Origin of the sequence: Mycobacterium colombiense, assembly GCF_003284975.1 — a bacterium.
In the GTDB taxonomy this organism is placed as follows: Bacteria; Actinomycetota; Actinomycetes; order Mycobacteriales; family Mycobacteriaceae; genus Mycobacterium; species Mycobacterium europaeum_A.
Genome location: NZ_QMEU01000081.1, coordinates 1 through 20,521, shown reverse-complemented (window position 1 = coordinate 20,521; position 20,521 = coordinate 1). Strand labels below are relative to the sequence as shown.

General features: G+C 67.0%; 17 protein-coding genes and 1 tRNA gene. 14 read left to right on the top strand and 4 right to left on the bottom strand.

The genetic code is table 11. The features are described from left to right. The 6 genes from DQP58_RS20100 to DQP58_RS20075 form a co-directional block, all read left to right on the top strand. Nucleotides 1-2,109: ATP-binding cassette domain-containing protein (locus tag DQP58_RS20100; RefSeq protein ID WP_205869488.1), on the top strand; the 2,109-nt coding region annotated here is incomplete at its 5' end. Between the two features lie 97 nt (nucleotides 2,110-2,206). Then, on the top strand, nucleotides 2,207-2,671 hold the full coding sequence (locus tag DQP58_RS20095) for a DUF402 domain-containing protein (RefSeq protein WP_112709982.1): 465 nt from the start codon (nucleotides 2,207-2,209) through the stop codon (nucleotides 2,669-2,671). Continuing rightward, entirely contained in the window at nucleotides 2,668-3,666 is a 999-nt protein-coding gene (gene ligD / locus DQP58_RS20090) for a non-homologous end-joining DNA ligase (RefSeq protein ID WP_112709980.1), read from the top strand. The genes DQP58_RS20095 and ligD (DQP58_RS20090) overlap by 4 nt, the downstream gene beginning before the upstream one ends. After that, on the top strand, nucleotides 3,666-4,556 hold the full coding sequence (ligD, locus tag DQP58_RS20085) for a non-homologous end-joining DNA ligase (RefSeq protein WP_112709979.1): 891 nt from the start codon (nucleotides 3,666-3,668) through the stop codon (nucleotides 4,554-4,556). Before ligD (DQP58_RS20090) ends, ligD (DQP58_RS20085) begins: the two co-directional genes overlap by 1 nt. Further along, nucleotides 4,549-5,334 (top strand): Fpg/Nei family DNA glycosylase, encoded by a 786-nt coding sequence (locus DQP58_RS20080; protein WP_112709978.1) that lies wholly within the window; start codon nucleotides 4,549-4,551, stop codon nucleotides 5,332-5,334. Before ligD (DQP58_RS20085) ends, DQP58_RS20080 begins: the two co-directional genes overlap by 8 nt. A 48-nt stretch (nucleotides 5,335-5,382) precedes the next feature. Next, a complete protein-coding gene (locus DQP58_RS20075) occupies nucleotides 5,383-5,787 on the top strand; it encodes a hypothetical protein (RefSeq protein WP_112709977.1) in 405 nt (134 codons plus the stop codon). A 7-nt stretch (nucleotides 5,788-5,794) separates the two neighbouring features. On the opposite strand, the gene coaE is transcribed toward DQP58_RS20075, so the two are convergent. The 3 genes from coaE to polA form a co-directional block, all read right to left on the bottom strand. Continuing rightward, nucleotides 5,795-7,009: a dephospho-CoA kinase gene (gene coaE / locus DQP58_RS20070; RefSeq protein ID WP_112709976.1), complete on the bottom strand. Its 1,215-nt coding sequence runs from the start codon at nucleotides 7,007-7,009 to the stop codon at nucleotides 5,795-5,797. A 19-nt stretch (nucleotides 7,010-7,028) separates the two neighbouring features. Next, a complete protein-coding gene (rpsA, locus tag DQP58_RS20065) occupies nucleotides 7,029-8,465 on the bottom strand; it encodes a 30S ribosomal protein S1 (RefSeq protein ID WP_066866923.1) in 1,437 nt (478 codons plus the stop codon). 227 nt (nucleotides 8,466-8,692) lie between these two features. Beyond that, a complete protein-coding gene (polA, locus tag DQP58_RS20060; protein ID WP_165827922.1) occupies nucleotides 8,693-11,353 on the bottom strand; it encodes a DNA polymerase I in 2,661 nt (886 codons plus the stop codon). A gap of 164 nt (nucleotides 11,354-11,517) precedes the next feature. Here polA and DQP58_RS20055 point away from each other — a divergent pair, with 164 nt between their 5' ends. Further along, a complete protein-coding gene (locus tag DQP58_RS20055) occupies nucleotides 11,518-12,012 on the top strand; it encodes a Zn-ribbon domain-containing OB-fold protein (protein ID WP_112709974.1) in 495 nt (164 codons plus the stop codon). Between the two features lie 10 nt (nucleotides 12,013-12,022). After that, nucleotides 12,023-13,225, top strand: coding sequence for a lipid-transfer protein (locus DQP58_RS20050; protein WP_112709973.1), 1,203 nt, complete (start codon nucleotides 12,023-12,025; stop codon nucleotides 13,223-13,225). 165 nt (nucleotides 13,226-13,390) lie between these two features. Here DQP58_RS20050 and DQP58_RS20045 read toward each other — a convergent pair whose 3' ends face one another. Beyond that, nucleotides 13,391-14,005: an ANTAR domain-containing response regulator gene (locus DQP58_RS20045; protein WP_112709972.1), complete on the bottom strand. Its 615-nt coding sequence runs from the start codon at nucleotides 14,003-14,005 to the stop codon at nucleotides 13,391-13,393. Between the two features lie 112 nt (nucleotides 14,006-14,117). On the opposite strand from DQP58_RS20045, the gene DQP58_RS20040 reads away from it, so the two are divergent. The 6 genes from DQP58_RS20040 to DQP58_RS20010 form a co-directional block, all read left to right on the top strand. Further along, nucleotides 14,118-14,194: transfer RNA gene (locus tag DQP58_RS20040), tRNA-Leu, on the top strand. Nucleotides 14,195-14,979: 785 nt separating this feature from the next. Then, nucleotides 14,980-16,311 (top strand): adenylate/guanylate cyclase domain-containing protein, encoded by a 1,332-nt coding sequence (locus DQP58_RS20030; protein ID WP_112709971.1) that lies wholly within the window; start codon nucleotides 14,980-14,982, stop codon nucleotides 16,309-16,311. A 27-nt stretch (nucleotides 16,312-16,338) separates the two neighbouring features. Then, nucleotides 16,339-16,944, top strand: coding sequence for an HdeD family acid-resistance protein (locus DQP58_RS20025; protein WP_430916333.1), 606 nt, complete (start codon nucleotides 16,339-16,341; stop codon nucleotides 16,942-16,944). Between the two features lie 91 nt (nucleotides 16,945-17,035). Further along, complete coding sequence (locus DQP58_RS20020) at nucleotides 17,036-18,508, top strand: cytochrome ubiquinol oxidase subunit I (RefSeq protein WP_112709969.1); 1,473 nt, start codon at nucleotides 17,036-17,038, stop codon at nucleotides 18,506-18,508. A gap of 33 nt (nucleotides 18,509-18,541) precedes the next feature. Beyond that, entirely contained in the window at nucleotides 18,542-19,582 is a 1,041-nt protein-coding gene (cydB, locus tag DQP58_RS20015) for a cytochrome d ubiquinol oxidase subunit II (protein ID WP_112709968.1), read from the top strand. 86 nt (nucleotides 19,583-19,668) lie between these two features. Further along, a partial coding sequence (locus DQP58_RS20010) for an ABC transporter transmembrane domain-containing protein (RefSeq protein WP_240630000.1) occupies nucleotides 19,669-20,521 on the top strand: 853 nt, incomplete at its 3' end.

Genomic DNA, 20,521 nt, shown 5'->3' with positions numbered 1-20,521 from the left:
GCAAGGCTGCAGGTCAGCGCGCCCGCCGCGAGTGAGACCGAGGCGCCACCACAGCCATCGGCAACCCCCGCAGCGGAATTCACCGTGATCGACGCCAAGACGGCCGACGTGTCAAACCTGGCGACGCGTTTTGTGAAATTGCTCTCCCCGCGCGCATCCTCGGCCGCGGGCACCGTCGGCGCCATGACGATCGGCCGCGCCCCCGAGAGCGACATCGTCGTCTCCGACGTGTTGGCGTCCCGTCAGCACGCCACCCTGGTCCCCACCCAGCTGGGCACCGAGATCCGCGACAACAGCGTCAACGGAACGTTCGTCAACGGCACCCGGGTCGGCTCGGCGATCCTGTCGCAGGACGACATCGTCACCATCGGCAACGTCGATTTGGTGTTCCGCGACGGCACCCTGATCGAACGCGGCGACGCCGCCACCCGCACCGGCGGCCTCGAGGTGCGCGACGTCTCCTACGTCGTTGACAACGGCAAGCAGCTGCTCGACGACATCTCGCTGACCGCGCGCCCCGGGACGCTGACCGCGGTGATCGGCGGTTCGGGCGCCGGCAAGAGCACACTGGCCCGGCTCATCGCCGGTTACACCACCCCGACGTCGGGTTCAGTCACGTTCGAGGGACACAACATTCACACCGAGTACGCATCCCTGCGCAGCAGGATCGGCATGGTCCCCCAGGACGACGTGGTGCATCGCCAGCTGACCATCAACCAGGCGCTGGGCTACGCCGCGGAGCTGCGGCTGCCGCCCGACACCAGCAAGGCCGACCGCGCGAAGGTCGTCGCCCAGGTGCTCGAGGAGCTCGACCTGACCAAGCACGCCGACACCCGCGTCGAAAAGTTGTCCGGCGGGCAGCGCAAGCGCGCGTCGGTGGCGCTCGAACTGCTGACCGGGCCGTCGCTGCTGATCCTCGACGAGCCGACCTCCGGTCTGGATCCCGCGCTGGACCTGCAGGTCATGACCATGCTGCGCCAGTTGGCCGACGCCGGTCGGGTCGTGCTGGTGGTGACGCACTCGCTGTCCTACCTGGACGTCTGCGACCAGGTGCTGCTGATGGCCCCCGGCGGGAAGACGGCCTACTGCGGCGCGCCGGACCAGATCGGTGGCGCGATGGGGACCACCAACTGGGCGAAGATCTTCACCCAGGTCGGCGCCGACCCCGACGAAGCCAACCGCCGCTTCCTGGAACAAAACGAGGCCCAGAGGCGGCCGCAGCGGTACCTGCCGGACAAGACCGACGAGCCGAGCAGCCTCGGGGAGCCGGTTCACACCAGCGTGCGGCGCCAGATTTCGACGATCGCTCGGCGGCAGGTGCGCCTGGTGATCGCCGACCGCGCTTATTTCGTCTTCCTGGCGCTGCTGCCGTTCATCTTGGGTTCGCTGTCGCTGACCGTCCCGGGCAGCAACGGATTTCACGTCCCCGCGCCGAACGCGGGAACACCCGACGAGGCCGCGCAGATACTGGCCCTGCTGATGCCGGCCGCGGCATTCATGGGCACCGCCTTGACAATTCGCGACCTGGTCGGCGAACGCGCCATCTTCCAGCGTGAGCAGGCGGTGGGCTTGTCGACCACCGCCTACCTGCTGGCCAAGAGCGCGGTGTTCTGCGGGTTCGCGGTATTGCAGTCGGCGATCGTCACGGCGATCGTGGTGATCGGCAAGAGCGCCCCGACGCGGGGCGCGGTGCTGTTCGGCCACTCGACCGCCGGGGCCACCGTCGAACTGTTCGCCACCGTCGCGGCGACGTGCGTCGCCTCGGCCATTCTGGGCCTGGCGATTTCATCGCTGGTGCGCTCCAGCGAGCAGATCATGCCGCTGTTCGTGGTGGCCGTGATGGCGCAGCTGGTGCTGTGCGGCGGAATGGTGCCGGTGACCGGCCGCCTCGGTTTGAACCAGCTGTCGTGGGCGATGCCGGCGCGCTGGGGCTACGCCGCGGCATCGTCGACGGTGGACCTGCGTCACCTGGTGCCCGACACCCTGCTGTCGCAGGATCGGTTCTGGCAGCACACGCCGAAGATCTGGCTGCTCGACATGGGCATGCTGGCCGCGCTGTCGATCTGCTACGCCGGGTTCGTGCGATGGAAGATCCGGTTGCGCCGGTAACGAGGCGGCCCGGCGGCGGTAGGGTGACATCATTCACCCGCCGAAGCACGAGACGTTCGACCTGGTGGCCCGCACGAACACCGATCCCAAGGGCATCGTGCGGACCGTCGACGAATATGCCGTGCACCCGTGGGGCCTCTACATCGCCCGGCCCACCCCCGGCCGCGCGCAGTTCCATTACCTCGAGTCGTGGCTGCTGCCGTCGTTGGGGTTGCGCGCCACGGTGTTTCACTTCAATCCCGGGCATGACCGCGACCTCGACGTCTACCTGGATGTGGGCGAATACCTGCCCGGCCCCACCGCGTGGCATTCCGAAGATCACTACCTGGACATCGAGGTCCGCACCGGGATCAGGGCGGAACTCACCGATGTCGACGAGCTGCTCGACGCCGTGCGCCACGGCCTGCTGACCCCCGAGGTCGCCGCTCAGGCGGTGAAGCGGGCGGTGACCGCCGTCGACGGGCTGGCCCGCAACGGCTATGACCTGTCGCGCTGGCTGGCACACCACGGCATGCAGTTGAGCTGGCGCGGGCGCGCCGCGTCGCCGGACCACGTGTCATGACAGACTTCGCCGGTCTGCCTCGCGCGGTGCGCGCGGCGCTGCGCGAGGAACCCGTGCCGGACTGGCGGCCGCCGACCCTGGCCACGCTCACCGAGAATCGGTTCTGCGATCCGCACTGGATCTTCGAGCGCAAGTTCGACGGCATGCGTTGCCTGGCGTTTCGCGACGGCGACCGGTTGCGGCTGTTGTCGCGAAATCGGCAGCCGCTCAACGGAACCTACCCCGAGTTGGTGGATGCGCTCGCCGGCCAGCACACCACTCGCTTCGTCGTGGACGGCGAGGTGGTGGCGTTCGAGGGCCGCCGGACCAGCTTCGCCCGGCTGCAGGGCCGGCTGGGCATCACCGACCCCGAACTGGCCCGCGCATCCCCGGTGCGCGTCTTCTACTACGTTTTCGACCTGCTGCATCTCGACGGCCAATCCACCGTCGAGGTGCCGCTGCTCTGGCGCAAGAGGTTGCTGCGCAAGGCAATCGATTTTGCCGACCCGCTGCGCTACGCCCCGCACCGGGTCGAAGACGGCATCGCCGCCTACCAGGCGGCGTGCGGGCGCGGCGACGAAGGGGTGATCGCCAAGCTGGCCGACTCCCCCTACGACGGCGGTCGCTCGCGGGCCTGGCTGAAGTTCAAATGCGTGCGCGACCAGGAATTCGTGGTCGGTGGCTACACCGGCCCGAAGGGCAGCCGAGTGGAGTTAGGCGCGTTGCTGCTGGGGTATTACCAGGGCGATGAGTTGCGCTATGCCGGCAAGGTGGGCACCGGTTTCGACGACGCCACCCTGCACCGCTTGCACGACCGGTTGTCGACGCTCGAGCAAGACCAATCGCCCTTCGCCCGGGGGTCGGTGCGCGAGGCCGGCGCGCAGTGGGTTCGCCCCCAGATGGTGGTCGAGATCGGATTCACCGAGTGGACCCGCGACGGAAAGCTCCGCCACCCACGCTATCTCGGCATGCGCACCGATAAGGACCCCGCCGAGGTGGTCAGGGAGACACACTGATGCCACACATTCAGGTGGAGATCACGCATCCGGATCGGGTCATGTTCCCCGACGACGGGATCACCAAGCAGGACCTGGCGGACTATTACGGTCAAGTGGCCGACGCCATGCTGCCGCACCTGAAGGGCCGCGCGCTGACCGTGCAGCGGTTCCCGCGTGGTATCGGCGAAAAAGGTTTCGTACAACAGGATTTCGCCGACACCCTGCCCGATTGGATGGGCGGGGTCGAGGTCGACAAAGAGGGCGGCACCCTGGTGCACCCGCTGGCCGACCGCCCCGAAGCGCTGCGCTGGTTGGCCAACCAGAACTGCGTCACGCTGCATGTGTGGCAGTCCCGGCACGGCAACCTGCACAACCCCGACAGGTTGGTCTTCGATCTCGATCCGTCCGACGCCGATTTCTCGGTGGTGCGCGCGACCGCGCGCACGGTGGCCGACGTGCTCGATGACCTCGGGTTGGCACGCTACCTGCAGACCACCGGATCGCGCGGACTACATGTGGTGGTGCCGTTGCGCGCCGAGGCCGACTTCGACACCGTCCGCCAATTCGCCCGTGACGTCGCCGAAGTCGTCGCCGCCGACGACGACGCGCACCGCACCGTCGAGGCCCGTAAGGCCAAGCGCGACGGCCGCATCTACCTCGACGTGATGCGCAACGCCTATGCGCAGACCGCCGTCGCACCTTACTCGGTGCGGGCCCGCGGCGGTGCGCCGGTGGCCACGCCGCTGGAGTGGGACGAACTGGATGCGCGCGGTCTACGGGCGGATCGGTTCAGCATCCATGATGTTCCCAAACGACTGGCCGAGCAAGGCGATCCGTGGGCAGACATGTTCAGGCACGCCCGATCCCTGACCGGGCCGTCCGCAAGGTTGGCGAAACTTCGTGCCTGAACTGCCGGATGTCGAAGGTTTTCGGCGCGAGCTCGCCAAGACGTTGCCGCACCGCCGGATTGACGACGTGGACGTCCGCGATCCCGGAATCCTGCGCAACGCCTCCGCCGCCGCGCTCGCGCGGCGCCTGACCGGGCATCGCTTTCGTGCCCCGCGCCGGCACGGCAAATGGCTGATACTGCCGACCGATGGCCCGACGCTGCTGATCCACAGCGGCATGACCGGACACCCGTACTACGCGAAGGCCGGGGCCGAGCCGGAAAAGTATGAACGGCTGGTGATGTCGCTCGACCGCGGTGAACTGCGCTACGCCGACCTGCGCAAGCTGCGCGGTGTCTGGCTGGCCGACGGGGACGACGAGGTCGCGGAGGTGCTGGGTCCGCAGGGGCCCGACGCGCTGGGCATGGGCCTGCGGGAGTTCCGCGACGTGGTTGCCGGGCGGCGCAAGCGGGCCGGGCGGCTGAAGCCGACGCTGATGGATCAGTCGGTGATCGCGGGCCTCGGCAATCTACTCGTCGACGAAATCTGCTGGCACGCGAGGATACGGCCCACCCTTCCCGTCGCGGAGTTGGACGACGGCGCCGTCAAGGTCTTGCATCGCGCGATGACGCAGGTGCTACACACCGCGGTGCGCCACGGCCGGGTCCCCGGCCTGCCGCGCTGGCTGACCGGGGTGCGTGACGAACCGGACCCGCACTGCCCACGCTGCGGCACCCGGCTCGAACGGGGCCGGGTGGGCGGCCGCGCGACACTGTGGTGTCCGCGCTGCCAGCCGTAGGGCACACGATCTGGCCCACCGATCAGGCTGGTTGTAATGTCAGCGGCTATGAGTTGCAAGGCCCGCGGGCTGCTGCCGATCGCCGCCGTGACCGCCCTCGCCGTTGTGAATCCTGCAGTCGCACGGGCGGATCTGCACAACATCACCTATCGGGCGCGGATCGACGCTCTGACGACCGGCAGCCAGGCCACGTTCGTGACCAACGGCGGCCAGACGAACACCACCGGTCTTCCGTCCATGCCCGGCAACGTGTTCGAGGCCAACACCGTGCTTGCCGACCCGGCGCAGGCCGGCCTGCGGATTGTGCTGCGCTTCCCGTACGCGGCGAACGTGCACTGCGAAATCGACGTGGACGACGACGTTTTCGCCCAGTCCGACCAGCTGGTCAGACCGGTGGCGGGCAACGCCGACCCGATGAACGGGGCGCTGCAGTGCGGCGCACCGCTGCCCTAGATTCGCCTCACGGCTGCCAGCCCGTCGAGTCGGCCCACTCCCACGCGCGCCGGTAGGCGTCGCGCAACCACGGCTCCTTGGCGGCGACATAGCGCAGGATGTCTCCGCCGCCAGTGGTGTCGGCTTCGCGTTTGACACTCAGATAGTCGGCGCGCTCAGCGGGATTGGCTTTGAGCCAGTCCACGAACAGCAGGGCGAACTGCTGATTGGGGTGGCCGGCCACCCGGATATGCACGTTGGTAGGCCGACCGGGATCCGCCGAGGCGTGAACTTTCTTGTGCCACAACGCCGCATCGTCGCTGTGGTCATATCGCTTCACGGTGCTGCGCGCGTCGGGTTTGGCGAAATCTTGAGTGATGTGCTTGGGGCGGGGATAGCCGGCCGAAAGTAACGGCTCAACGAGTTCGTCTGCGGCGGCGAGGGATTCGACGGTGATCTGCATGTCGATCACGTCCTTGGCCGGAAAGTCCGGCACGGCCGTCGAACCGATGTGGTCGACGCGCAACGCCCGGTGACCGCAGGCCGTCTTGAGGCGGTTCACGATCCGTTGCGCCTGGTCCGGCCAGGTCGGGTCGGGCGGCACCAACCGGGCGGGCGCCTGGGCGGTCTGCCGTTCACTCAGGTTGTGGGCAAACGGCACGATGCGGTTGTCCCACACGTCCTGGGCGTGCCGTACCAACTCCTCGGGGCTGCCCGAGTTGTCCACCCAGATGTCGGCGACCGCGCGGCGCTGCTCGTCGCTGGCCTGCGCGGCGATCCTCGCCCGCGCGTCCTCCTCGGCCATGCCGCGCTGGTCGACCAGCCGCCGCAGCCGCACCTCGACGTCGGCGTACACGATGACGACGAGCGGGAACAGCGGCGCCATCCCGGATTCCACCAGCAGCGGAATGTCCTCGACCACAACGGAATCCGCGGGCACCGAGGCGATGATCTCCGAACGGCGATTGCCCACCAGGGGGTGGACAATCCCGTTCAGCGTCTTGCGTGCCTCGTCGTCGCGGAAAGCCTTGGCGGCCAACGCCGGACGATCCAGCGATCCGTCCGCAAGCAGGATGTCGCGGCCGAAAGCCTCGACCAGCGCGGCCAGGCCTTCGGTGCCGGGCTCGACCACCTCGCGCGCGATGACGTCGCCGTCGACGATGACGGCACCGCAGCGCGCGAACGTGGACGACAGCGCCGACTTGCCGGCGCCGATGCCACCGGTCAGCCCGATCCGCAGCATGGCGTGGTCGCCGCCGGCGTCACGCGTTGCCGGCGAGTTTCTCCCGCAGCGCCGCCAATTGGGCGTCGCTGGCCAGCGATCCGCCCGCCTTCTCCTCGCGCGCACCGTTGCCCGGTGACTGCTCGGCGTGCCCGGCGGCCTCGGCAGCGGCGAACTTCTCCATCTGCGCGGTGTGCATCTTGTGCCGCCGTTCGGCCTCGGCGTAGCGGGCCTCCCACTCGGCGCGCTGCTTCTCGAATCCCTCGAGCCATTCGTTGGTCTCGGAATCGAAGCCCTCGGGGAAGATGTAGTTGCCCTGCTCGTCGTAGCTGTCGGCCATGCCGTACTTCGCCGGGTCGAACTCTTCGGTGTAGTCCTCGTTGGCCTGCTTGAGCGACAACGAGATCCGGCGGCGCTCCAGGTCGATGTCGATGACCTTGACCATCGCGTCGTCGCCGACGGCGACCACCTGGTCGGGGACCTCCACGTGGCGCTCGGCCAGCTCGGAGATGTGCACCAGGCCCTCGATGCCCTCCTCGACACGCACGAACGCACCGAACGGCACCAGCTTGGTGACCTTGCCGGGCACGATCTGGCCGATGGCGTGGGTGCGGGCGAAGTGGCGCCACGGGTCTTCCTGAGTCGCCTTGAGCGACAACGAAACCCGCTCGCGGTCCATGTCGACGTCGAGCACCTCGACGGTGACCTCGTCGCCGACCTGGACGACCTCGGACGGGTGGTCGATGTGCTTCCAGCTCAGCTCGGAGACGTGCACCAGACCGTCCACCCCGCCGAGGTCGACGAACGCGCCGAAGTTGACGATCGAGGAGACGACACCCTTGCGGATCGCGCCCTTCTGCAGCTGGTTGAGGAACTCGCTGCGCACCTCGGACTGGGTCTGCTCCAGCCACGCGCGGCGGCTCAGCACCACGTTGTTGCGGTTCTTGTCCAGCTCGATGATCTTGGCCTCGATCTCCTTGCCGATGTACGGCTGCAGATCGCGGACGCGCCGCATCTCCACCAGAGAGGCGGGCAGGAAGCCACGCAGCCCGATGTCGAGGATCAGGCCACCCTTGACCACCTCGATGACGGTGCCCTTGACGGCCTCGTCCTTCTCCTTGAGCGCCTCGATGGTGCCCCAGGCGCGCTCGTACTGCGCGCGCTTCTTGGACAGGATCAGGCGACCTTCTTTGTCCTCCTTGGTGAGGACCAGGGCTTCGACCTCATCACCGACGGAAACGACCTCGTTGGGGTCGACATCGTGCTTGATGGAGAGTTCGCGGGCGGGGATGACCCCTTCGGTCTTGTAGCCGATATCGAGGAGCACCTCGTCCCGGTCCACTTTGACGATCGTGCCCTCGACGATGTCGCCATCGTTGAAGTACTTGATCGTTTTGTCTATTGCGGCGAGAAAATCCTCGCTCGAGCCAATGTCGTTGACGGCTACTTGCGGCGAGGTGACGGCGGGACTCGGCATATTGTTGGGTTGCTCCGGACAGGTTTGGTCGTAGGGAAAATTCAGGATTTACCTGTCGAGGCTACTCGACTGGGCACATGCTGGCCAAACCCAGCGCGGTTGACGGCGGCCGAGCGGATGTCCCGACCGTGACGCCACGGCGAATTGCCAGCCGATTTCGGCCATGGCCTCGCATTCGGCGGCCGATCAAGCAGCAGATACACCCCTCGGAGGCGTCGTTCGCCGCGCTAGTGCGCCGCGGCGTCCCACGAACGGCCGTAACCCACCGACACCTCCAGCGGCACGTCGAGGGGGTAGGCGCCGCCCATCTTTTCGCGCGCCAGCGCTTCCAGCTGTTCCCGCTCGCCGGGCGCGACCTCGAAGAGCAACTCGTCGTGCACCTGCAGCAGGATCCGGGAGGAGAGCCCGGCGGCTTTGATCGCCTTGTCGACCTCGAGCATCGCCACCTTGATGATGTCGGCCGCGCTGCCCTGAATGGGCGCGTTGAGCGCGGCCCGCTCGGCGGCCTCGCGCACCTGGCGGTTGCTGCTGTCCAGTTCGGGCAGGTAGCGGCGGCGGCCGAACACCGTCGACGTGTAGCCGTCCTTGCGGGCCTGTTCGACGACGTCCATCAAGTAGTCGCGCACCCCGCCGAACCGGGCGAAGTACTGCTCCATCTGGTCTTTGGCTTCTTCGGTGGAGATCTTGAGCTGGGCGGACAGCCCGTAGGCGCTCAGGCCGTAGGCCAGGCCGTAGGACATCGCCTTGACGCGGCGGCGCAGCTCCGCGGTGACCTCCTCGATCGGGACGCCGAACGCCCGCGACGCGACGAAGGAGTGCAGGTCCTCCCCCGTGTTGAACGCCTCGATGAGGCCCTCGTCCTTGGACAGGTGGGCCATGATCCGCATTTCGATCTGGCTGTAGTCGGCCGTCATCAGCTCGCTGTAGCCCTCGCCGACCACGAACGCGTCGCGGATCCGCCGGCCCGCCTCGGTGCGGATCGGGATGTTCTGCAGATTCGGCTCGGTCGACGACAACCTGCCCGTCGCGGCGATGGTCTGGTTGAACGTGGTGTGGATGCGGCCGTCCGAGGCCACCGAGTTGAGCAACCCGTCGACGGTGACTTTGAGCCGGGTGGCATCGCGGTGGGCCAGCAGGTGCTGCAGGAACGGATGGCCGGTCTTGTCGAACAGCGACTGCAACGCGTCCGCGTCGGTGGTGTATCCGGTCTTGGTGCGCTTGGTCTTCGGCATCTCCAGCTCGTCGAAGAGCACCGTCTGCAACTGCTTGGGCGAGCCCAGATTGATCTGTTTGCCGATCACCGCGTACGCCGCCTCGGCCGCATCCCTGATCTGGTGGGCGAAATCGCTCTGCAGCTCTTGCAGCAGGTCCAAATCGACCGCGATGCCGGCGTTTTCCATCCCGGCCAGCACGGCCTGCACCGGCAGCTCCATGCCGCTCAACAGCGAGGTGGAGTTGATTCGGGCCAGCTCTTCGTCGAGCGCGTCGGCCAGATCCAGCACCGCCACGGCGCGCAGGATCAGCGTCTGCACCGCCTGGTCGTCGACGCCCTCGTCATCGTCGAGCAGCGAAAGTTGTTGCTGTTCGGGGTTTTCGGCGCGCAGCTCGCGGCGCAGGTAGCGCAGCGAGAGATCGTCGAGGGAGAAGCTGCGCTGGCCGGGGCGCACCAGGTAGGCGGCCAGCGCGGTGTCGGAGGTGACGCCGGCCAGCGTCCAGCCCCGCCCGGCCAGGTCGTGCATCGCCAGCTTGGCCTCGTGCAGCGCCTTGGGCGGACCGGGATCGGCCAGCCAAGACGCCAGTGCCGCTTCGTCTTCGGGATCCAGTGTCGCGGTGTCGATGTAGCGGCCCTCGCCGTCAGCGGACACGATGGCCAGCGCGGTGGCGTCGGCGTCGTAGGCCAGATGAGTCCCCACGACGGCCAGGCCGAACCGCTTGCCCGAGCTGTGCTCGGCCAGCCACACGGCCAGCTCGCCGGGTTCCAGCGCGCCGCCGCGCACGTCGAAGCCCTCGTCGACCTCGGGCTCCACCGCGGCCAGGGTTTCGAACAACCGGTCGCGCAGCACCCGGAACTCCAGGTCGTCGAAGAGCCGGTGAATCTGATCGCGATCCCACGGTTGCAGCCGCAGCGTGTCCGGGGTTTGGGCCAGCGGCACATCTTTGACCAGATCGGTCAGCTCGCGGTTGCGGATCACGCTGGGCAGATGCGCGCGCAGCGCGTCGCCGACCTTGCCGCGTACCGAGTCGACGTTGTCGACCAGCGCCTGCAGCGACCCGTATTCGCCGATCCATTTGGAGGCGGTCTTCTCCCCCACGCCGGGTATGCCGGGCAGGTTGTCACTGGGGTCACCGCGCAGGGCGGCGAAGTCGGGGTACTGCTGCGGCGTCAGCCCGTACTTTTCGACGACGGCCTCGGGGGTGAAGCGGGTCAGCTCGCTGACCCCCTTGCGCGGATACAGCACGGTCACGTTGTCGCTGACCAACTGCAGCGAGTCGCGGTCGCCGGTGACCACCAGCACCCGGTAGCCCTCCTTCTCGGCCTGGGTGGCCAGCGTCGCGATGAGGTCGTCGGCCTCGAACCCCTCCTCGGCCAGCACCGTGATGCCCAACGCCGCAAGCACTTCCTTGGTGATGTCGATCTGGCCGCGGAACTCGTCGGGCGTCGCGGACCGGTTGGCCTTGTACTCCGGATAGCGCTCGGAGCGAAACGTCTGACGCGAGACGTCGAACGCGGCAGCGATGTGGGTGGGGGCCTCGTCGCGCAGCAGGTTGATCAGCATGGCGGTGAAGCCGTAGACCGCGTTGGTGGTCAGCCCGCCGCGGGTCTTGAAGTTCTCGGCGGGCAGCGCGTAGAACGCCCGAAACGCCAGCGAGTTGCCGTCCAGCAGCATGAGCGTCGGCGTGGTCTGTTCCTCGCTGGCCTTGGGGGTGGTTTTCGTGGCGGGCACGGGTCTCACTCTAGGCACCCGGTGTGACGAGGCAGGCGTCCCGACCGTGCCGCCGGTAGAACTGCAACACGTTTCAGTTTTGCGTTGCGGCTGGGTAGTCTGGCCGGGTGCCAGAGGTCACCAGTCCAGAACCCGCGATCGACGGATGGTTCGCCGCCGATGACGCCGGAAACCCGCATCTGATCGGCAGCAAGTGCCCCGAGTGCGGCACTTATGTCTTCCCGCCCGTCGATCCAGGGGGGCAGAACAACTGCCCCAACCCGGCCTGCGCCAGCGACACCCTGGAGTCCGTCCCCCTGTCGACCCGGGGAACGCTGTGGAGCTACACCGAGAACCGGTATCCGCCGCCCGCGCCCTACCCGGCGGCCGACCCGTTCGAGCCGTTCGCCATCGCCGCGGTGGAGCTGGCCGACGAGGGCATCATCGCGCTCGGCAAGGTGGTCGAGGGCACGCTGGCGGCCGATCTGAAGGTCGGCATGCAGATGGAGCTGACCACCATGACCTTGTTCACCGACGCCGACGGCGTCGAACGTCTCGTGCACGCGTGGCGGCGTGCCGGCGACGATGCAGAGCGGAGCGATGAGGAGGAGCGGCACAAATGAGGATCGCGAAATGAGCGCTCCGGAACCGCTGTACATCCTGGGCGCCGGCATGCACCCCTGGGGCAAATGGGGCCGCGACTTCACCGAATACGGCGTGGTCGCCGCGCGCGCCGCGCTGGCCGAGGCCGGGCTGGACTGGCAACAGATCCAGCTGGTCGCCGGCGCCGACACCATCCGCAACGGCTACCCCGGCTTCATCGCCGGGTCGACGTTCGCCCAGAAGCTGGGCTGGAACGGTGTGCCGGTCAGTTCCAGCTATGCCGCCTGCGCCAGCGGTTCGCAGGCGCTGCAGAGCGCCCGCGCCCACATTCTGGCCGGCTTCTGCGACGTCGCGCTGGTCATCGGCGCCGACACCACGCCCAAGGGCGCGTTCGCCCCCGTCGGCGGTGAGCGCAAGAACGACCCCGACTGGCAGCGTTTCCACCTGATCGGTGCGATGAACCCGGTGTACTTCGCGCTGCTCGCGCGCCGCCGGATGGACCTCTACGGCGCGACGTCCGAGGACTTCGCTCAGGTCAAGGTGAAGAACTCCGCGCACGGCCTGCAGAACCCGAATGCCCGCTACCGCAAGGAATCTTCGGTCGAGGACGTGCTGGCCAGCCCGGTGGTGTCCGACCCGCTACGGCAGCTCGACATCTGCGCCACCTCCGATGGGGCCGCGGCGCTGATCGTGGCCAGCGCCGAGTTCGCCCGCAAGCACCTCGGCTCGCTCGAGGGCGTGCCGTCGGTGCGCGCGGTCAGCACGGTCACCCCCCAGTATCCCCAGCATCTTCCCGAGTTGCCGGATATCGCAACGGATTCCACCGCCGCCGTGGCCGCCCCGGAGCGGGTGTTCAAGGATCAAATCCTCGATGCGGCCTACGCCGAGGCGGGCATCGGGCCGGAGGACGTGAGCCTGGCCGAGGTCTACGACCTGTCCACCGCGCTGGAACTCGATTGGTACGAGCACCTGGGGCTGTGCGCCAAGGGCGAGGCGGAGGAGCTGCTGCGCAGCGGCGCGACCACGATCGGCGGCAGGGTCCCGGTCAACCCGTCGGGTGGGCTGGCGTGCTTCGGCGAGGCGATTCCCGCCCAGGCGATCGCTCAGGTCTGCGAGCTGACCTGGCAGCTGCGTGGCCAGGCCACCGGCCGGCAGGTGGAGGACGCCAAGGTCGGGGTGACCGCGAATCAGGGCCTGTTCGGCCACGGCTCGTCGGTGATCGTCGCCCGCTAGGCGTTTTGGCCTTTTGGCCGTTTGGCCGTGTGGCCGTGTGGCCGTGTGGCCGTTTCGAGTGTGAAACAACGGCTTTCAGGGTGAAGCCACGGCGGTCATCCTCGGCGTGTCGCCGCCCTCAGTTCACACCGAAAGCCGTGGGTTCACACTCGACGGCCGAGAAAGCTACTCGTCAGAGCTGCCCAGGGTCTCCAGGACGACCTCGGCCACCCGCTTCATCGTGGTCCTGCGGTCCATGGCGGCCCGCTGAATCCACTTGAAGGCCTCGGGCTCGGTCATGCCCTGTTCGCTCTGCAGCAGCCCCTTGGCGCGCTCGACGAGCTTGCGGGTCTCCAGCCGGTCGGACAAGGAGGCCACCTCGCGTTCGAGCTCGGCGATCTCACCGAAGCGGCTGACGGCCAGTTCGATGGCCGGGATGAGGTCGCTGATGGTGAACGGCTTGACCAGGTAGGCCATCGCGCCGGCGTCGCGCGCCCGCTCCACCAGGTCGCGCTGGCTGAAGGCGGTCAAGACGACGATCGGGGCGATCCGCTTGCTGGCGATCTCCGAGGCCGCGTCGATGCCGTCGCGGCGCGGCATCTTGACGTCCATGATCACCAGATCCGGTTGGTGGCGCTCGGCCAGCTCGACGGCTTCCTGCCCGTCGCCGGCCTCCCCGACAATCTCGTAACCCTCCTCTCGGAGCATCTCGGCGAGATCCATGCGGATGAGCGCTTCGTCTTCAGCGATCAGGACCCGGCGCGGCACAGCGGCGTCGGTGTCGGTCGTGGGGCCTGTCATGACGAATATTGTGTCGTGAACGCCTCAGACCAGCGACCTCGGGGGCGGTGAGACGGGTGAGCACTCCTGATCCTCTATGGTGGGAGGCTGCCTCTAAGGTAAGAGGCCGCACGCCCTCGTATCCCAACTGGCAGAGGAAACGGATTCAAAACCCGTCCAGTGTGAGTTCGAATCTCACCGAGGGCACCACAAGCGTTCCGCACCTTCGAGCGGGACCGCCGACAGCCCCATGGCCCTTTTCCTGTACCGCAGTGGAAGTATTGCGGCATTTCCCCCTACGAGCGGTCTGCAAATTCGACCAAAACCATTCCAATGGTATGGGCCTTGCACCACGTTTAACAAATTGCACGCCATTAATGACTTAATTCGGCGCATTCCGAGAAAGCCACGCGAATACGCGCTCATTTGAATTCATTCGATCCGGGCTGCCGGCGAAGCGCGTTCTGCGGACCCGTGGCGCCGACACACCTCGGCGTCTCCCGGCCGTTACCCCGCTACCGGTGCCGACGACCGACCAAGCCGGCGCGAGCGTGAGGTCGCATGATCGAGCAAGCGGCCAAACAGCAAGTGCGCCAGGTCAATCGCCGATTGAACGGGTTACGCACATCTGGCCCGAGGCCGACACGTCCGCCCCCGGCGAGTAGTTACCGATGGAATCGGTGGCGACCCGCAGTAGCCAACTGGGCTCGCTGCACGCGGCGCTACAGCCCTGCATCAAAAACGCGGTGGAAACCAGGATTGAGGCAAGAACAAACCTCTTGAGACCCGCCATGCGGCACCCCTTAGTCGAGGCGAACACGTATCCATGAGCCGTGTCAAACACGTGTTAAATAACCCGAACCAATGACTCCTAAACCCGATTACAACCCGATAACAAGAACTGTTAGCAGACTCAGAAACTTACGGGGGCGAAAACGCCGATTTTCTTTTGAGACGGCTGCCGAGGCCGCTGCCCAGCGGTTAGGCTGGCACCCGTGGCGGCCAAGAAATGTGGTGCCCCACCAACATGCCCAGACGGCTCGTCGGGGCGCCCGGACTGCGTGGCCGCGGCGCGCGCTCAGTCGCGCGCCCGCAGTCAGCACTACGCCGACAGCGCCGCGCGTGAATTCCGCGTGCTCTCGATCGCGGCCTGGCTCGCCGTCGTGGTCTGCACCACTTTCGTGGTACTGCAGCTGGGCACCGGCGCCTGGATTTGGCAGATCGTCCTCGTCAACGTCGTCTCGGCGTTGATCTTCGCGAGCGTGCCGTGGCTGCACCGGTTCGGTGAACTGGTTGCGCCGCTGACCTTCATCGGTACGGCCTACGTCACGGTCGCCGCCACCTGTTGGGACTCGGGCACCTCATCGGGCGGGCAATTCTTCTTGGTGGTGGGCGTCTGCCTGGTGGTGCTGGTGCTGGGGCTGGACCACATCGTGCTAGCCGCCATCGTGGCGGCGATCGCCGCCGCCCTGATCATCGCCCTGGAATTTCTCGTGCCCCGCGACACCGGCCTGGTGCCGGCCTGGGCGCAGTCGATGATGTTCGTCGTCACCATCATCTCCGCCTGCGTCATGGTGTTCATCACCGTGTGGTACGCCCTGCGCGATACGCAGCGCGCCGAGTCGGTGATGGAATCCGAGTACCAGCGCTCGGAAGCGCTGCTGGCCAACATGTTGCCGGGCAGCATCGCCGAGCGTCTCAAGAGCGCCGACCGAAACGTCATCGCCGACAAGTACGACGAGGCCTCCGTGCTGTTCGCCGACATCGTCGGCTTCACCGAGCGCGCCAGCAGCACGGCGCCGGCGGAGCTGGTGCAGTTCCTGGACCGGCTCTACGGCGCCTTCGACGAGTTGGTGGACAAACACGGCCTGGAGAAGATCAAGGTCAGCGGGGACTCCTACATGGTGGTCAGCGGCGTGCCGCGGGCGCGGCCGGATCACGCCTTCGCCCTGGCCGATTTCGCTCTCGACATGGCCAATGTTGCTGCCGCACTGCGTGATCCGCACGGCCAGGCCGTTCCGCTGCGGATGGGCATGGCCTGCGGACCCGTCGTGGCCGGCGTCGTGGGTTCGCGCCGGTTCTTCTATGACGTGTGGGGCGACGCCGTCAACGTCGCCTCGCGGATGGAATCCACCGATTCGGTGGGCCGCATCCAAGTGCCCCAGGCGATGTACGAACGCCTGAAAAACGAGTTCGTTCTGCAAGAGCGCGGCCGCATCGAAATCAAGGGCAAGGGCGTTATGCGCACGTGGTATCTAATCGGGCGCAAGGCAGGCGAAGAACCCACCGACCTGCGTGCCGAGGATCCACGCACCGTTCACGTCTGACCAAAGTCCCTGTACCACGGCGCACGTTTGTGCCAGACTGCGGCCATGACTATCTCCCCTGGCTCTCCTGGAACCCACCCCGTTCCAAGCTTGCTGCCGCATCTGTGGAAATCCGCTCTGCTGTCGGGAATTCTGTCAATTGTTCTCGGTGTCCTGGTGCTGGCGTGGCCGGGAATTTCCATCCTGGTCGCCGCCGTGGCCTTCGGCGTTTATCTGCTGATTACCGGTGTCGCGCAGGTCGTCTTCGCCTTCTCGCTTCATGTCTCGGCGGGCAGTCGGATCCTGCTGTTCATCAGCGGCGCAGCGTCATTGATCTTGGCGTTGCTGGCATTCCGTCATTTTGGTCAGGGCTACGCAATCCTGCTGTTGGCCATCTGGATTGGCATCGGGTTCATCTTCCGCGGTGTTGCCACAACGGTTTCGGCCGTCAGCGACCCGCACCTGCCGGGGCGGGGCTGGAACATCTTCGTCGGCGTGATCAGCCTGCTCGCAGGCATCGTCGTGCTGGCGTCCCCGTTCCAATCCATCGTCACCCTGGCGATCGTGGTCGGCGCGTGGTTCGTCGTGATCGGCGTCTTCGAGATCATTTCGTCGTTCGGGATTCGCAAGGCCTCCAAGACCCTCGCCGGCTGAGTAGGGCCGCCGGTGGCGGCGGCACCGGCTCGTCTACTACACTCTGTCGTAGCCGTTTGGATCGGGCCTCCGCAGTTTCGGGAGATGACAGATGAATGTCGTCGATATTTCGCGGTGGCAGTTCGGTATCACTACCGTCTACCACTTCATCTTCGTGCCGCTCACCATCGGCCTGGCGCCGCTGATCGCCATCATGCAGACGGTGTGGGTGGCCACCGGCAACACCGCCTGGTACCGGTTGACCAAGTTCTTCGGCAAGCTGTTCCTGATCAACTTCGCCATCGGCGTGGCGACCGGAATCGTCCAGGAGTTCCAGTTCGGCATGAACTGGTCGGAGTACTCGAAGTTCGTCGGCGACATCTTCGGCGCGCCACTGGCGATGGAGGGGTTGTTCGCCTTCTTCTTCGAATCCACGTTCATCGGGTTGTGGATCTTCGGCTGGAGCCGGCTGCCGAAGCTGATCCACCTGGCCTGCATCTGGATCGTCGCATTCGGCGTCAACGCGTCGGCGTTCTTCATCATCGCGGCGAACTCGTTCATGCAGCACCCGGTCGGCGCCCACTACAACCCCGTGACGCGCCGCGCCGAACTGGACGACATCTTCGCCCTGCTGTCCAACAACACTGCGCAGGCGGCGTTTTCGCACACCGTCACCGGCGCGCTGTTGGTCGCTGGCACGTTCGTCGCCGCGGTGAGCGCATGGTGGATGGCGCGCTCGCGCGGGCCCGGCTCCACCACACCCGAGGCACAAGCCGACGCGCGCACCATGTTTCGCCCCGCGGCCATCCTCGGATGCGGGGTCGTGCTGATCGCCACGGTCGGCTTGTTCTTTACCGGTGACCGCCAGGGCAAGCTGATGTTCGTCCAGCAGCCGATGAAGATGGCATCCGCGGAAGCGTTGTGCCACACGCAAACCGACCCCGACTTCTCGGTGCTGACGATCGGAACGCACAACAATTGCGGCAGCGTCGCCGAGGTGATCAAGGTGCACTACGTCCTGCCGTTCCTGGCCGAAGGCAAGTTCAGCGGCGTGACGCTGCGCGGCGTGGACGAGCTGCAGCTGGAGTATCAGCAGCGCTTCGGCCCCGACGACTACCGGCCGAACCTCTTCGTCACCTACTGGTCCTTCCGGGCGATGATCGGGTTCCTGGCCATCCCGGTGTTGTTCGCCCTGACCGTGCTGTGGGTCACCCGCGGCGGCCGGACACCCCGCAGCCGGTGGATGTCGTGGTTCGCCCTGCTCACCATCCCCACGCCGTTTCTGGCCAACATCTCCGGGTGGGTGTTCACCGAGATGGGCCGCCAGCCATGGGTGGTGGCGCCCAATCCCACTGGGGATCAACTGGTTCGGATGACGGTCCGCGAAGGGGTGTCGAATCACGTGCCCGGCATGGTCATCACCTCGCTGGTGACCTTCACCCTCGTCTACGCGGTGCTCGCGGTGCTCTGGTTCTTCCTGCTCAAACGCTACGTCGTCGAAGGCCCGCTGGAGCACGACGCGGAACCCGCTCCCCCGCAGGCGCCCAGCGACGACGAGGTGGCACCCCTGTCCTTCGCGTACTGACCAGGCTTACCGACGCCGAAAGGAGTTGAGACGATGGGACTGCAGGAGCTGTGGTTCGGCATCCTCGGGATGTTGTTTTTGGGTTTCTTCGTCCTCGAGGGCTTCGACTTCGGCGTGGGCATGCTGATGGAGCCGTTCGCGCGCGTCGGCATCGGTGAACCGGAACCGCTGCGGCGCACGGCCCTCAACACCATCGGGCCGGTGTGGGACGGCAACGAGGTGTGGCTGATCGTCGGCGGCGCAGCGATGTTCGCCGCCTTCCCCGCCTGGTATGCCACCGTGTTCTCCACGCTGTACCTGCCGCTGTTGGCGATCCTGTTCGGCATGATCGTGCGCGCCGTGGCGATCGAATGGCGCGGCAAGATCGACGACACGAAATGGCGCGGCTGGGCAGATGTGGGCATCGCGGCGGGGTCCTGGCTGCCGGCCGTCCTGTGGGGAGTCGCGTTCGCCATCCTGGTGCGCGGCCTGCCGGCGGGCGCCGACGGGCACATCCACCTGTCGATCACCGACGTGCTGAACGCCTACACCCTGTTGGGTGGGTTGGCCACCGCGGCGTTGTTCATGTTCTACGGGGCGACGTTCGTCGCCCTGAAGACCTCGGGCGCCATCCGCGACGACGCGTACCGGTTCGGCGTCTGGTTGTCGCTGCCGGCCACCGGACTGGTTGCGGGTTTTGGGCTTTGGACCCAACTGGCGCACGGCAAGGACTGGACCTGGCTGGTGCTGGCCGCGGCGGTGGTGGCGCAATCGACGGCGGTGCTGCTGGTGTGGCGGCGCGCGTCCGACGGTTGGGCGTTCACCTGCGTCGCGGTGGTGGTGGCGGCCGTGGTGATCCTGCTCTTCGGCTCTTTGTATCCGAATCTGGTGCCCTCGACGCTGGACAAGCAGTGGAGCCTGACCATCTACAACGCCTCCTCCACGCATTACACGCTCAAGGTCATGACGTGGGTCACGGCCTTCATGGCCCCGCTCACGGTGGTGTACCAGGCGTGGTCGTATTGGGTTTTCCGGCAACGCATCTCGGCTGACCGGTTACCGGCGCCCATCGGCCTGGCGAGGCGCGCGACCTGAGCAGCAGCGACCGCACCAGCCGGGCACCGCTCGATCCGAGACTGTGGCGGGCCTCGGCGTCGTTGCGCCGCTACCTGGTCGCCGTGGTGGGCTGCGGTGTGCTGATCTCCGGCTGCGCGATCGGCTCGGCGATCGTGCTGGCGGGCATCGTTGCGCGCGTCGTCGGCGACACCTCCGCCCGGAGCCTGCGTGGGTGGCTCGGCCCGCTGTCAATCCTGTTGGTGCTGTGGATAATCCGTGCGGTGACGCATTGGCTGCAGGCCCGCCTGGGGCAACGCGGAGCCAGCGCTGTCATCGCCGACTTGTCCGGCCAGGTGCTCACCGCGGTCACCGACCGGCAACCCCGTGACCTCGCGGCGCAACGCGACGCCGCCGCCGTCGTGGTCACCCGCGGCCTCGACGGTCTGCGCCCCTACTTCACCGGTTACCTGCCGACGTTGCTGCTCGCCGCCATTCTGACCCCCGCCACGGTGACCGTGATCGCCGCATGCGACCTGAAATCGGCGGCCGTCGTGGCGATCACGCTGCCCCTGATACCGATCTTCATGGTGCTGATCGGGCTGGCAACCGCCGACCGGTCCGCGGCCGCGCTGACCGCGATGACCACGCTGCAGGCCCGGTTGCTGGATCTCATCGCCGGCATCCCGACCCTGCGGGCGCTGGGGCGCAGCTCGGGCCCGGAACACCGGATCGCCGAACTGGCCGCCGCGCACCGCCGCTCGGCCATGGCCACCTTGCGGATCGCATTCCTGTCGGCCCTGGTGCTCGAACTACTGGCCACGCTGGGGGTGGCGTTGATCGCGGTCGGGATCGGCCTACGTCTGGTGTTCGGCGAGATGACCCTGACCACCGGCCTGACGGTGCTGTTGCTGGCTCCCGACGTGTACTGGCCGTTGCGCCGCGTCGGCGTGGAATTCCATGCCGCACAAGACGGCACCG